Source organism: Streptomyces sp. NPDC029836 (assembly GCF_055574495.1).
Genome location: NZ_JBVHZI010000001.1, coordinates 1314650 through 1330361 on the forward strand (window position 1 = coordinate 1314650; position 15712 = coordinate 1330361).

1 protein-coding gene is annotated in these 15712 nt (G+C 75.3%); it reads right to left on the minus strand.

Going from position 1 to position 15712, the window contains the following annotated elements; genetic code table 11:
- Window positions 1–25 precede the first annotated feature (25 nt).
- Complete coding sequence (locus ACZ4XJ_RS05740; protein ID WP_468495418.1) at window positions 26–15688, minus strand: type I polyketide synthase; 15663 nt, start codon at window positions 15686–15688, stop codon at window positions 26–28.
- Between the last annotated feature and the right edge of the window lie 24 nt (window positions 15689–15712).

Sequence of the window (15712 nt, forward strand, 5' to 3'; positions counted from 1 at the left end):
CGGGGGCGCCGTCCCGGGTCGGTGGTCAGGACAGGCCGAGTTCGTCGTCGAGGAGGTCGAAGAGTTCGTCGGCCGTGGCGGCCTGGATGTCCTGCTTTTCGGCGTCGCTGTCCTGTGCACTGTGCGTGTCGTTCCACTTCGCCAGAAGGTCGCGCAGTCGGGTGGTGATGCCCGCGCGTTCGGCGTCGTCGGGGGCGACCGCCGTGAGGAGGGATGCGAGCTTGTCGAGTTCGGTGTGGACGGACGCGCGGCCGGGCTCCGTCGGGGCGGTGCGCTCCGCGATGTACGCGGCGAGCGCCGCCGGTGACGGGTAGTCGAAGATCAGCGTGACGGGCAGCCGCAGCCCGGAGGCGGCGGTGAGCCGGTTGCGCAGGTCGACGGCGGTCAGCGAGTCGAAGCCGAGGTCGAGGAAGCCGCGGTCGGCGTCGACGTCGTCGGCCGTGCCGTGGCCGAGGACGGCGGCGACCTGGGTGCGGACCAGTTCGTTCAGGGCCTGGTCGCGTTCGGCGGCCGGCAGGCCGGCCAGCCGTTCCTGGAGGGAGCCCACCGGTTCGCCGGCCGCCGGGGAGGTGGCGCGGCCGGCGCCGGCGGCGGCCCGGCGTGCGGGGGTGCGGACGAGTCCGCGCAGCAGCGGCGGCAGGGTGCCTTCGGCGGCCTGGGCGCGCAGCGCGGCCGGTTCGACCCGCATGGGGACGAGGACGGCGTCCGCCAGGGTGCGGGAGGTGTCGAACAGGGCCAGGCCCTCGTCGGGGGCGAGGGCGGCGACGCCGGAGCGGGCCATCCGGGTCAGGTCGGCCTCGTCGAGGGCGCCCGCCATGCCGTCGGCGGTCGCCCACAGTCCCCAGGCGAGGGAGCTGGCCGCGAGGCCGCGGCCGGTGCGGTGGTGGGCGAGGGCGTCGAGGAAGGCGTTCGCGGCGGCGTAGTTGGCCTGGCCGGCGGCGCCGAAGCAGCCGGCGACCGAGGAGAACAGGACGAACGCGGTGAGCTGTCCGCCCTCGGTCAGCTCGTGCAGGTTCCAGGCGGCGTCGACCTTGGGCCGCAGGACGGTGTCGAGTCGTTCGGGGGTCAGCGAGTCGATGATCCCGTCGTCGAGGACACCGGCCGCGTGGACGACGGCGGTCAGTGGCCGGTCGGCGGGGACGGCGGCCAGGACGGCGGCCAGGGCGTCCCGGTCGGCGGCGTCGCAGGCGGCCCAGGTGACGTCCGCGCCGTGGGCGTTCAGGGCCCGCGTCAGGTCGGCCGCGCCGGGTGCCGCGTCGCCGCGGCGGCTGAGCAGCAGCAGGTTCCGTACGCCGTGGGTGGCGGCGAGGTGCCGGGCGAACAGCGAGCCGAGGGTGCCGGCGGCGCCGGTGACGAGGACGGTGCCGGTCGGGTCGATCGCCGGGGCGACCGTGTCCGGGGCGGGGTCGGTGCGGGGGACGCGGCGCAGCCGGAAGGCGTACGCTTCGCCGGCCCGCAGGGCCAGTTGCGGTTCGTCGCCCGCGAGGGCGGTGGCCAGCGCGCCGAGGGAGGCGTCGGAGCCGTCGGTGTCGGCGAGGACGAACCGGCCGGGGTTCTCCGACTGCGCCGACCGCACCAGACCCCACACCGGGGCGTGGGCGAGGTCGGTGACGTGTTCGCCGGGTACGGCGGCCATCGTGCCCCGGGTGAGCAGGACCAGCCGGGACGCGTCGAGGCGTTCCTCGGCGAGCCACTCCTTGACCAGGGCGAGCGCCCGGTGGGTGGCGGTGCGGGCCGTGGCGGCCCGGCCGCCGGGGCGGGCGGTCGCGGTCAGCGGGACGATCACGACGTCCGGTGCGGGGGCGCCCGCGGCGAGTGCCCCGCGCAGGGCGGTGAGGTCGGCGTGGCCGTCGAGGGGCGCCCCACCGATGCGGAGGGCGGCCCGGTCCTCGCCGAGCACCGCCCACCGCTCGTCGGCGGGCACGGGGCCCGCGGTCAGCGGCAGCTTCGTCCACTCGACCCCGAACAGGGACTCGTGGTGCGCGGTGCGGTGGGCGCCGAGCCGGTCGGCGGACACCGGACGCAGGATCAGCGAGTCGACGGAGGCCACCGGGGCTCCGGTGTGGTCGGCGATGGCCAGGGCCACGCCGCCGCCGGGCGCGCCGGCGGTGACCCGGACCCGCAGACTGGTCGCGCCGCTCGCGTGGAGGCGTACGCCGGTCCAGGCGAACGGCAGGCGGGCGCCGTCGCCCGCTTCGGTGTCGCCCGGTACGCCCAGGCCGATGGCCTGGAGGGCGGCGTCGAGGAGCGCGGGGTGCACGGCGTAGGCGCCGGCGTCGGTCCCGTACGCCTCGTCGAGGGCGACCTCGGCGAACAGTTCGGCCTCGCCGCGCCAGGCGGCGCGCAGTCCCTGGAAGACGGGGCCGTAGCCGAGGCCGGCCGCGGCGGCGGCCGGGTAGAAGCCGTCGGTGGGTACGGGTTCGGCGCCGGTCGGCGGCCACGCGGACAGGTCGACGGGGCGTGCCGGGCCGGTGGGGGCGAGGACGCCGGTGGCGTGCCGGGTCCACGGTTCCTCGGCCGGGGCGTCGGCGGGGCGGGAGTGCACGGTCAGCGTGCGCCGGCCGGTCCCGTCGGCGCCGTCGACGGTCAGTTGGAGCTGGACGGTGCCCTGTTCGCCGAGGGTGAGCGGGGCCTCGATGGCCAGTTCCTCCACGGTGTCGCAGCCGGTCTCCGCGCCGGCCCGCAGGGCCAGTTCGACGAAGGCGGTGCCGGGCAGCAGGACGGTGTCCATGACGGTGTGGTCGGCGAGCCAGGGGTGCGTGGACAGCGCGAGGCGTCCGGTGAGGAGGAGTCCGTCGGAGGCGGGCAGCGGGACGGTGGCGCCGAGCAGCGGGTGATCGGCGGCGTCCAGGCCGGCCGCGTACACGTCCTCGGCGGAGACCCCGACGTCGAGCCAGTAGCGCTTGCGCTGGAAGGCGTAGGTGGGCAGCTCGACGCGGCGGGCGCCGGTACGGGCGAAGTACGCCGTCCAGTCGAGGGGGACGCCGTGGACGTGGGCGCGGGCGAGGGCGTCGGTGAACGTCCTCGTCTCGGGGCGGTCCTTGCGGAGCACGGGCACGCACAGCGCGGGCCGGGGGGCGTCGTCGGGCAGGCAGTCGGGGACGAGCGCGGACAGGGTGGCGTCGGGGCCGAGTTCGACGTACGTCGTCACCCCGGCCGCGTCCAGGGCGCGGACGCCGTCGAGGAAGCGGACGGCTTCGCGGACGTGGCGGACCCAGAAGTCGGCGGAGCCCATCTCGTCGGTGACGGTCGCCCCGGTCAGGCAGGACACGACGGGGATGCGCGGGGCGGCGTACGTCAGGGCCTCGGTGACCTTGCGGAAGTCGGCGAGCATGGCGTCCATGTGCGGCGAGTGGAAGGCGTGACTGACCGACAGGCGCTTCGACTTGCGGTCGGGGAGGGCCGCCACGACCGCCGTCGCCGCGTCCTCGTCGCCGGCGATCACGAGCGACCGCGGTCCGTTGACGGCGGCGATGCCCACCCGGTCGGTGAGCAGCGGCAGGACCTCGTCCTCGGAGGCCTGGATCGCGATCATCACGCCGCCGGCCGGCAGGGCCTGCATCAACCGACCGCGCGCGGCGACGAGTTCGGCGGCGTCCTGGAGGGTGAGGACCCCCGCGACGTGCGCGGCGGTGATCTCGCCGATGGAGTGTCCGGCGAGCACGTCGGGCCGCAGTCCGCGGCTCGTCAGCAGCCGGAACAGGGCGACCTCGATCGCGAAGAGCGCGGGCTGGGTGTACTCCGTACGGTCCAGGAGGGCGGCGTCCGTACCGAACAGCACTTCTCGCAGCGGGAGTTCGAGGTGTCGGTCGAGTTCGACGCACACCTCGTCCAGGGCCTGCGCGAAGGCGGGTTCGGCCGCGTACAGGTCGCGTCCCGCGCCGAGGCGCTGGCTGCCCTGCCCGGTGAACAGGAAGGCGACTTGGCCCTCGTGCGCGGTCCCCCGCACGAGGCCGGCCGCGTCCTCGCCGCGGGCCAGCGCGTCGAGCGCGCCCAGCAGCTCCGTACGGTCGGCGGTGACCAGCGCGGCGCGCTGCTCCAGGGCCGAGCGGCTCGTCGCCAGGGACAGGGCCAGGTCGGCGGGGCGCAGGTCGGTGTCGTCGTGGACGCGGGTGTGGAGCAGCCGGGCCTGGGCGCGCAGCGCGTCCTCACCGCGGGCCGAGAGGACCACGGGCGGGTACGACGGTTGCGGCTGCGGGTCGGCGGCCGGCTCGGGAGCGGTGGTGGGCACGGGGGCGGTGGCCGGCGCGGGACCGGTGTCCGGGGCCTGTTCGATGACGGCGTGGGCGTTCGTGCCGCTGATGCCGAAGGAGGAGACGCCGGCGCGGCGCGGGCGCCCGGTGTCGGGCCACTCGACCTGTTCGGTGAGCAGCGTCACCGCGCCCGCCGACCAGTCGACGTGCGGCGTGGGCTCGTCGACGTGGAGGGTCTTGGGCACGACGCCGTGCCGCATCGCCATGACCATCTTGATGATGCCGGCGACGCCGGCCGCGGCCTGGGTGTGACCGAGGTTGGACTTCACCGAACCGAGCAACAGGGGCTGGTCGTCGCCGTGTTCACGACCGTAAGTGGCCAGTACGGCCTGTGCCTCGATGGGGTCGCCGAGGGTGGTGCCGGTGCCGTGGGCCTCGACGACGTCGACGTCCGCGGCGGACAGCCGTGCGTTGGCGAGGGCCTGGCGGATGACGCGCTGCTGGGACGGCCCGTTGGGGGCGGTGAGGCCGTTGGAGGCGCCGTCCTGGTTGACGGCGGAGCCGCGGACGACGGCCAGGACCTGGTGGCCGTTGCGGCGGGCGTCGGAGAGCCGCTCCAGCAGGAGCATGCCCGCGCCCTCGCCCCAACCGGTGCCGTCGGCGGCGGCGGCGAAGGACTTGCAGCGGCCGTCGGCGGCGAGGCCGCGCTGGCGGCTGAACTCGATGAACGTGCCGGGAGTGAACATCACGGTGACGCCGCCCGCCAGCGCGAGGGAGCACTCGCCGTTGCGCAGGGCCTGCGCGGCGAGGTGCAGGGCGACGAGCGAGGAGGAGCAGGCCGTGTCGACGGTGACCGCGGGGCCCTCCAGGCCGAAGGTGTAGGCGACGCGGCCCGAGACGATGCTGCTGGAACTGCCGGTGCCGAGGTAGCCCTCGACGCCGTCGGGCACGGCGTGCAGGCGGGCGCCGTAGTCGTGGTACATGACGCCGGCGAAGACGCCCGTGCGGGTGCCGCGCACCGCCGACGGGGCGATCCCGGCGCGTTCGAAGACCTCCCAGGTGGTCTCCAGCAGCAGGCGTTGCTGCGGGTCCATGGCGAGGGCCTCGCGCGGGGAGATCCCGAAGAAGGAGGCGTCGAACTCGGCGGCGTCGTGCAGGAAGCCGCCTTCGCGGGCGTACGAGGTGCCCGGGTGTTCGGGGTCGGGGTGGTAGAGGGCGTCGGTGTCCCAGCCGCGGTTCTCGGGAAGGCGGGTGATGCCGTCCTCGCCGGCGGTGAGGAGCTGCCAGAGGTCCTCGGGGGTGCGGACGTCGCCGGGGTAGCGGCAGCTCATCGCGACGATCGCGATGGGTTCGTCGTCGGCCGTCGTGGGCGCCGCGGCGCCGCCGGGGGCGCCGGGGGTGGTGTCCGGGTCCGCGTCGCCGAACAGTTCGGTGCGCAGGTGCCGGGCGAGGACGGTCGGGTCCGGGTAGTCGAAGATGAGGGTGGCGGGCAGCCGCAGGGCGGTCGCGGCGTTCAGCCGGTTGCGCAGCTCCACGGCGGTCAGCGAGTCGAAGCCGAGCTCCTTGAAGGCCCGCCCGGACTCGACTGCGGCCGGACCGGCGTGTCCGAGGACGGCCGCGACCTGCGTACGGACCAGGTCCAGCAGAGCGCGGTCCTGTTCGGCCGGGGACAGCCCGGCCAGTCGGGCCCGCGGACCGGACCCGTCGCCGGCGGCGGTCGCGGTGGCGTCGACCGAGCGGCGGGCGACGCCGCGTACGAGGCCGCGCAGCAGCGGGGCGACGGCGCCGGCGGCGGCCTGGACGCGCAGGGCCTCGGTGTCGACGCGCATGAGGGCGACGGCCGCGTCGTCGAGGGCGACGGCTGTGTCGAACAGTTCCAGGCCGTCGCCGGCCGTCAGCGGGGGCAGTCCGGCCCGGCGCATCCGGTTGACGTCGGCGGCGTCCAGCGCGCCGGCCATGCCGTCGGCGACGGACCACAGGCCCCAGGCCAGCGCGGTGGCCGGCAGGCCCCGGGCGTGGCGGTGCTGGGCGAGGGCGTCCAGGAAGGTGTTGGCGGCGGCGTAGTTGCCCTGGCCGGGACCGCCGAACAGGCCGGAGGTGGAGGAGAACAGCACGAAGGCGGACAGGTCCGGGGCGAGGTCCCGGGTCAGTTCGTGCAGGTTCCAGGCCGCGTCCACCTTGGGGCGCAGGACGGCCGAGAGCCGGTCGGGGGTCAGGGAGGTGATGACGCCGTCGTCGAGGACGCCTGCGGTGTGCACGACGGCCGTCAGCGGGTGCTCGGCGGGGATGCCCGCGAGCAGGGCGGCGAGGGCGTCCCGGTCGGCGACGTCGCAGGCGGCCCAGGTGGCGGTGGCGCCGGCCTCGGCGAGCGCGGCGACGAGGTCGGCCGCGCCGGGGGCGTCGGCGCCGCGCCGGCCGACGAGGAGCAGCCGGCGCACCCCGTGTTCGGCGGCCAGGTGCCGGGCGAGGAGGCCGCCGAGCGCGCCGGTGGCTCCGGTGATCAGGACCGTTCCGTCGGGTCCGAAGGCCGGGGCGCGACGGGGAGCGTCCTGCGCGCCGGCATCGGGTGCGCCGGCCTCGGTTGCGAGGGCGTCCTCGCCGGTTTCGACGCGGGCCAGGCGCGGGGCGAGTACGGCGCCGTCGCGCAGGGCGAACCGTTCCTCGTCGGCGGTGAGCGCGGCGCGCAGCGCGGCCGGGTGGCGGTCGTCGGGGATCGTGTCGGGGCCCGCGTCGACGAGGGCGATCCGGCCGGGGTGCTCCGTCTGGGCGGAGCCCAGTAGGCCCCATACGGTGGCGGCGGCGAGGTCGCTCACGTCCTCGCCCGGTATCGCGGCGACGGCGCCCCGGGTGACGACGACCAGTCGGGCGGCGGCGAACCGCTCGTCCGCGAGCCACGTCCGGGCGAGGGCCAGCGCGTCGTGCGCGGCGTCGTGCACGGCCGCGGCGGAGAGCGGGCCGGGGGTCGGCGCGAAGTCGAGGAGGACCTCGTCGGGTACGGGCGCTCCCGCGTCGACGGCGGCGGCGAGCGCGGCGAGGTCCGGGTAACGGGCGGTGTCCGGCGCGTCCTGCGCGGCCGGGTCCGCGGCCGCGCCGAGGCGGGCGTACCGGGTCGCGTCCTGCGGGCCGGCGAGGCCGGTGAGCTCGGTCCACTGACGGCGGAACACGGACTCGTGGTAGGTGGTGCGGGCGGCCCGCAGTTGGTCGGCGGTCACCGGGCGCAGCCCGAGGGAGTCGACGGTCGCGACGGGGACGCCGGCGGCGTCGGCGATCTCCAGCCGGACCCCTTCGGCGCCGGCCGGGGTGAGGCGTACGCGCAGGGTGCTCGCGCCGCCGGCGTACAGGGACACCCCGGACCAGGCGAAGGGCAGCCGGCCCCGGCCGTCGTCGGCTCCGAGGCCGCCGAGGCCGATGGCGTGCAGGGCGGCGTCGAGCAGCGCGGGGTGCAGGCCGAAACGGCCCGCCTGGTCGGCGGCGGCTTCGGGCAGGGCGACCTCGGCGTACACCGCGCCCTCGTGCTGCCAGGCCGTCCGCAGGCCGCGGAAGGTGGGTCCGTAGGCGAAGCCGATGCCGTCGAGGCCTTCGTAGCGGCCGTCGAGCGGTACCTCGACGGCGCCGGACGGCGGCCAGGCGCTCAGGTCGAAGTCGGCGGCGGTGCGGCCGGCTTCGGCGAGGACGCCGGCGGCGTGCCGCGTCCAGGGTTCCTCGGCGGCCAGGCCTTCGGCGCGGGAGTGCAGGGCGAGCGGCCGGCGGCCGGCCTCGTCGGCGGCGCCGACCCGGACGCGCAGTTGGACGCCGCCGCGCTCGGGCAGCACCAGGGGCGCTTCGAGGGTGAGTTCTTCGAGGTGGTCGCAGTCGAGTTGGTCCCCGGCGCGGGTCGCGAGTTCCACGAAGGCCGTGCCGGGGAGCAGGACGCTGCCGAGGATGGCGTGGTCGGCCAGCCAGGGGTGCGTGGACAGGGAGAGGCGTCCGACGAACACCATGCCGTCGGACTCGGGCAGCGCGACGGCGGCGGTGAGCAGCGGGTGGGCGGTGTCGTCGAGGCCGATCGCCTCGACGTCGCCGAGGCGCAGGTAGGACAGCGCGGGCCAGTAGCGCTGCCGTTGGAAGGGGTAGGTGGGCAGGTCGACGCGGTGGGCGTCGGTACCGGCGAAGTACGCCGTCCAGTCGACGCCGATGCCGTGGACGTGGGCCCGGGCGAGGGCGGTGACGAGGGCTTCGCCCTCGGGGCGCCCCTTGCGCAGGACGGGGATGAGGACGGGGTCCGGGGTGTCGGCCGAGGGGGTGACGCAGTCCTGTACGAGCCCGGACAGCACCCCGTCGGGGCCGAGTTCGAGGTAGCTGGTCACGCCGGCGGCTTCGAGGGCGCGGACGCCGTCGAGGAAGCGGACGCCTTCGCGGACGTGCCGGACCCAGAAGTCCGCCGTACCCGTGTCGGCGTCGGTGACGAGGGCGCCGGTCAGGTTCGACACGATCGGGATGCGCGGCGCCGCGAAGTCGAGTCCGTCCACGACGCGGCGGAAGTCGTCCAGCATGCCGTCCATGTGGGGCGAGTGGAAGGCGTGGCTGACGGTAAGGCGTTTGGTCCGGCGGTCGGGGAAGGACGCGACGAGCGCGGCGGCCGCGTCCTCGTCACCGGCGATCACGACGGAGCGCGGGCCGTTGACGGCGGCGATGCTCACCCGGTCGGTCAGCAGCGGCAGCACCTCGTCCTCCGAGGCCTGGACGGCGATCATGGCTCCACCCGCGGGCAGCGCCTGCATCAGCCGACCGCGCGCCGCCACCAGCGCGCACGCGTCGGCCAGGGTCAGCACCCCCGCGACGTGCGCGGCGGCGATCTCACCGATGGAGTGACCGGAGAGGAAGTCCGGCTTCACACCCCACGATTCCAGCAGGCGGAACAGTGCCACCTCGACGGCGAACAATGCGGGCTGCGTGAACCGCGTCTGGTCCAGCAGCGCGGCATCGGAGCCGAACAGGACGTCCTTGAGCGGGAGTTCGAGCAGGACGTCCAGGTGGGCGCAGACCTCGTCGAGCGCGTCGGCGAACACCGGTTGCGTGTCGTGGAGTTCTCGGCCCATGTCGAGGCGCTGGCTGCCCTGGCCGGTGAACAGGAAGGCGAGCTTGCCGGCGGTCGGAGCGCCCGCCACGAGCGCCGCGGCCGGCGCGTCCTCGGCCAGTGCCTCCAGGCCCGCGAGGAGCGTGTCACGGTCGGCGGCCACCACGGCGGCGCGGTGTTCGAACGCGGAGCGGCCGAGGGCGAGGGAGAGTCCCAGGTCGGCGGGGCGCAGCTCGGGGTGTCGTGCGGCGTGGGCGTGCAGGCGGCGCGCCTGGTCGCGCAGCGCGTCCCGGCTCTTGCCCGACAGGATCCACGGCAGCGGCGACGGCGACTCGCGGTGCGGTGTCGACGGCTCGGCGGGCGCGGGCGGCTCGGCCGGCGCGGGCGCGGGGGCCTCTTCGATGATGGTGTGGGCGTTGGTGCCGCTGATGCCGAACGAGGACACGCCGGCCCGGCGCGGACGCCCGGTCCCGGGCCACTCCACCGGCTCCGTCAGCAGGGCGATGTCGCCGGCCGTCCAGTCGACGTGCGGGGACGCCTCGTCCACGTGCAGGGTCCGGGGCAGTACCCCGTGCCGCATGGCCAGCACCATCTTCATGACGCCGGCGACGCCCGCGGCGGCCTGGGTGTGGCCGAAGTTCGACTTGATGGAGCCGAGCAGCAGCGGCCGCCCGTCGGGCCGGTCCTGACCGTACGTGGCCAGCAGGGCCTGCGCTTCGATCGGGTCGCCGAGCCGGGTGCCGGTGCCGTGGGCCTCGACCGCGTCCACGTCGGCGGGGGTCAGACCGGCGGAGTCCAGCGCCTGGCGGATGACGCGCTGCTGGGACGGCCCGTTGGGAGCGGTCAGGCCGTTGCTCGCGCCGTCCTGGTTGACGGCCGAGCCGCGGACGAGGGCGAGCACCGGATGCCCGTTGCGGCGGGCGTCGGAGAGCCGCTCGACGAGCAGCATGCCGAGACCCTCGCCCCAGCCGGTGCCGTCGGCGGCGGCGGCGAAGGCCTTGATGCGGCCATCGGCGGCCAGACCGCGCTGGCGGCTGAAGTCGACGAAGGAGGCGGGCGTCGACATGACGGTCACACCGCCCGCGAGCGCCATCGTGCACTCGCCGGCGCGCAGCGCCTGGATCGCCCAGTGCAGGGCGACCAGCGAGGACGAGCAGGCCGTGTCGACGGTGACGGCCGGGCCCTCCAGGCCCAGGGCGTAGGAGACGCGGCCGGAGACCACGCTCGCCGCGTTGCCGGTGCCGAGGAACCCCTCGCTGCCGTCGGGGGCGGCGAGGATGACGTCGAGGTAGTCCTGCCCGTTGGTGCCGGTGAAGACGCCGATCCGCTCGCCGCGCACGGTGGCGGGGTCGATGCCGGCCCGCTCGAAGGCCTCCCAGGAGGTTTCCAGCAGCAGGCGCTGCTGCGGGTCCATGGCGAGGGCCTCACGCGGGGAGATCCCGAAGAAGCCGGGGTCGAACGTGGTGGCGTCGGCGAGGAAGCCGCCCTCGCGGACGTAGGTGGTGTTCTCGGTGAGGGACTCCGGGTCGTACAGCCCGTCCAGGTCCCAGCCACGGTCGTCGGGGAACGCGGAGATCGCGTCACGGCCCTCGGCGAGCAGTTCCCACAGCTCCTCCGGCGTGCGGACCCCGCCGGGGAAGCGGCAGCTCATCGCGACGATCGCGATGGGGTCGTCGTCGGGGGCGGTCACGGCGGTGGGGGCGACGGGTGCGGCGGGCAGGGCGCCGAGGAGTTCGTCCTGGAGGAACGCGGCCAGGGACAGCGAGTTGGGGTAGTCGAAGATCAGGGTCGCGGGCAGCCTCAGCCCCGTCCGGGCGGTCAGCAGGTTGCGGATCTCCACGGCGGTCAGGGAGTCGAAGCCGAGGTCCCGGAAGGCGATGGCGGGATCCACCGAGGCGGGCCCCGGGTAGCCGAGGACGGCGGCGATCTGCGTACGGACGAACTCCAGCGCGAGCCCCTCGCGCTCACCGGCCGAGGCCTGGGCGAGGTCCCGGGTGAAGCCGTCGGGTGCGTCGGCGCCGCCACCAGCGCCGGGCGTGCCGGGTGCGCCGGCCGCGGCGAGGGCCCGTACCGCGTCGGGGAGTTCGGCGATGAGCGGGCAGGGGCGTACGGCGGTGAGGCCGGGCGCCAGACGGTCCCAGTCGATGTCGGCGACGACCACGGACGTCTCGTCGAGGCTGAGCGCCATGTGCAGTGCGGAGACGGCCAGTTCGGGCGGGAGCCCGGGGAGGCCGGCGGCGCGCAGACGTTCGGCGACGAGTTCGTCGGTGGCCATGCCGCCCTCGGCCCAGGCACCCCAGGCGATCACGGTGGCGGGCAGGCCGTCCGCGCGGCGCCGGTCGGCGAGCGCGTCCAGGGAGGCGTTCGCGGCTGCGTAGTTGGCCTGTCCGGCGGCGCCGAAGGCGGCGGCGAGGGAGGAGAAGAGGACGAACGCGGACAGGTCCAGGTCGCGGGTCAACTCGTCGAGGACTTGGGCGGCGTGGGCCTTGGGGCCGAGCACCGCGGCCAGGCGCGCCGGGGTCAGCGCGTCGAGGACCCCGTCGTCGAGGACGCCCGCGGCGTGGACGACGGTGGTCAGCGGGAATGCGGACGGAACACCGGCGAGCAGCTCGGTCACCGCGTCGCGGTCGGCGACGTCGCAGGCGGCGAGGGTGACCGAGGCGCCCATGTCCCGCAGTTCGGCGGCGAGTTCCTCCGCGCCGTCGGCGGCGGGGCCGCGCCTGCTGACCAGCAGCAGGTGCTCGGCTCCGGTACGGGCGAGCCAGCGCGCCACGTGCCGACCGAGCGCGCCCGTGGCGCCGGTGACCAGGGCGGTGCCGGTGGTGGTCCACTCGGCGGCGGGGCTCTGCTCCTGGGGTGCGCGGACCAGCCTGCGGGCGAGGACACCGGTGGAGCGGACGGCGAGGTGGTCCTCGGCGCCGATGCCGCCCAGCACGTCCATCAGGCGGGCGGCGGAGCGCGCGTCGGCGGTCGGCGGCAGGTCGACGAGGCCGCCCCAGCGGCCGGGCAGTTCGAGGGCGGCGGTGCGGCCGAGACCCCAGACCGGCGCCTGGGCCGGTGCGGTGAGCCGGTCGGAGCGGCCGGTGGACACCGCGCCCCGAGTGGCGGCCCAGAGGGGGGCGTCGACGTCCGTGTCGCCGAGTGCCTGGACGAGTGCGAGGGTGGCGGCGAGGCCGGCGGGCAGCGCCGGGTCCTCGGGGTGCGCCCGCTCGTCGAGGGCGAGCAGCGAGAGCACGCCGGCGGGCGCGTCCGTGCCCGCCAGGGCTTCCGCGATCCGGGCGGCGACGGCGGCCCGGTCCTCGACGGTCGCGTCGACCGTCAGGGTGCTGACGGTGACCCCGCGCGCGGCCAGGGCCCGGGCGGCGGCGACGGCCCACGGGGCGTCGGCGTGACCGGCGGGTACGACGAGGAGCCAGTGCCCGGACAGGGGTACGGACCCGGTGTCGGTGAGGGGTTTCCAGGTGACGCGGTAGCGCCAGCCGCCGACGGTGTCGCGGTCGCGGTGCCGGCGGTGCCAGGCGGACAGTGCGGGCAGCACGTTGCTGAGCGGCTCGTCGCCGCCGATGCCGAGGGTGTCGGCGAACGCGGCCAGGTCCTCGCTGTCGACGACCTCCCAGAACTTGGCGTCGCTGGTGCCCAGTTCGCGTCCGTCGGCGGGTCCGGCCAGGTCGGTGAAGGGGTCGCGGGGCCAGTACAGCTCGCGCTGGAAGGCGTACGTCGGCAGGTCGACGCGGCGCGCCCCGGTCCCGGCGAACCGGGCGACCCAGTCCGGGGACAGGCCTCGTACGTGGGCACCCGCCACGGCGGCGGCCAGGGAGCGGGCTTCGGGGCGGCCGGTGCGCAGCGCGGGCAGGAACGCGGCGGCGCGGGCGCCGGTCGCGCTCCGGCAGTCCTGGCCGAGGGCGGAGAGCACCCCGCCGGGGCCGATCTCCAGGTAGGCGCTGACGCCGCGGCTCTCCAGCCAGCGGATGCCGTCGAGGAAGCGGACGGTCTCGCGGACGTGGCGGACCCAGAACCCGGCCGTACCCATCTCACCGTCGGTGACGAGGGCGCCGGTCAGGTTCGACACGACGGGGATGCGCGGAGCCGCGTACGTCAGCCCCTCCACGACCCGGCGGAAGGCGTCGAGCATGCCGTCCATGTGCGGCGAGTGGAACGCGTGACTGACCGAGAGCCGCTTGGACTTGCGGTCCGGGAAGGCCGCCACGACCGCCGCCACCGCGTCCTCGTCACCGGCGATCACGACAGCCTGCGGACCGTTGACGGCGGCGATGCTCACCCCGTCCGTCAACAACGGCAGGACCTCGTCCTCCGAAGCCCGCACCGCGACCATCACACCACCGGCCGGCAACGCCTGCATCAACCGACCACGCGCCGCCACCAACGTGCAGGCGTCATACAGCGACAACACACCGGCCACGTGCGCGGCGGCGATCTCACCGATCGAATGGCCGCAGAGGAAGTCCGGCTTCACACCCCACGACTCGAGGAGCCGGAACAGCGCCACCTCGACCGCGAACAGCGCCGGCTGCGTGAACCGCGTCTCGTCCAACAGGGCCGCGTCCGACCCGAACAACACGTCCTTCAACGGCAGATCGAGCTCCAGCCGACCGCACACCTCGTCCAACGCGGCCGCGAACACCGGATACGCGTCGTACAGTTCACGCCCCATACCCAGCCGCTGACTGCCCTGCCCCGTGAACAGGAACGCCAGCTTGCCATCGGTGGCGGACGCTTCGAGCACGTCGGCGGACGCCCGACCCTCGGCGAGGGCGGCGAGCCCCGCCAGCAGTTCCTCGCGGTCCTCGGCGACGACCGCGGCCCGCCGGTCCAGGGCGGCCCGGGTGAGTGCCTGCGCGTAGGCGACGTCCTGGACGCGCAGCTCGGGCAGGGCCGTGAGGTGGGCGTGCAGCGTCGCGGCCTGCGCACGCAGCGCGGCCTCGGTCTTGCCGGAGAGGACCACGGGCACGACGGCCGGCTCGGCGCACGGTTCGAGTGCCGGAACGCCATCGGCGCGGCCTGGGGTCGGCTCCTCGGCGGAACCTTCGCCCGCCTCCTCGGCGCTCTCCAGGATGACGTGCGCGTTCGTCCCGCTCATGCCGAACGAGGACACGCCGATGCGGCGCGGCCCCTCGTGCCGCGGCCACGGCCGCGCCTCGGTCAGCAGGGAGACCTCTCCCGCGGACCAGTCGACGTGCGGGGTCGGCTCGTCCAGGTGCAGGGTGCGCGGCAGCAGCCCGTTGCACATCGCCATGACGCTCTTGATGACGCCGGCGACGCCGGCGGCGGCCTGCGCGTGCCCGATGTTGGTCTTGAGGGAGCCCAGCCACAGCGGGCGCCCGTCGGGGCGGTCCTGGCCGTACGTGGCGATGATCGCCTGTGCCTCGATGGGGTCACCGAGGCCGGTGCCGGTGCCGTGCGCCTCGACGGCGTCGACCTGGTCGGGCGTGAGGCGGGCGTTGGACAGCGCCTGCAGGATGACCCGCTGCTGGGAGGGGCCGTTGGGGGCGGTCAGGCCGTTGGAGGCGCCGTCCTGGTTGACGGCGGTGCCGCGGACGACGGCGAGGACGCGGTGCCCCTTGCGGCGGGCGTCGGACAGCCGCTCCACGAGGAGGACGCCGACGCCTTCGGCGAGGCTGAAGCCGTCCGCGTCCGGCGCGAACGCCTTGCAGCGACCGTCGGTGGCCAGGCCGCGCTGCTTGCTGTAGTCGATGAACGTGCCGGGCGCGGCCATCAGGGTGGCACCACCGGCGAGCGCCATCGAGCACTCGCCGTTGCGCAGGGCCTGGACGGCCAGGTGCAGGGCGACGAGGGAGGACGAGCAGGCCGTGTCGACGGTGACGGCGGGGCCTTCGAGGCCGAACGTGTAGGACAGCCGGCCCGAGGCGACGCTCGCCGCGTTTCCGGTGCCGAGGTAGCCCTCCACGTTCTCGGAGGAACTCAGCAGCGCCGTCAGGTAGTCGTGGTTGCTGGTGCCGACGAACACGCCGACCTGCTTGCCGCGCATCGAGGTCGGGTCGATGCCCGCACGCTCGAACGCCTCCCACGAGGTTTCCAACAGGAGCCGCTGCTGGGGGTCCATGGCGAGGGCCTCGCGCGGGGAGATCCCGAACAGGGACGGGTCGAACCGTGCGAAGTCCCGTACGAAGCCACCCTGGTTGGCGTAACTGGTGCCCGGGTGTTCGGGGTCGGGGTGGTAGACGGTGTCCATGTCCCAGCCGCGCTCGACGGGGAAGCCGGAAATGGCGTCCACTCCGTCGGCGACCAACTGCCACAGTTCCTCGGGCGAGGTCGCCCCACCGGGGTAGCGGCAGCCCATGCCCACGATGGCGACGGGGTCCTGGTTCTTCGCCTCGACGTCGCGAAGCCGCTGACGCGTCCGGTGCAGATCCGCCGTCACCAGCTTCAGGTAGTCCCGCAGCGTCTCTTCATTCGCCATGTAACGCAACCACCCATTTGCAGC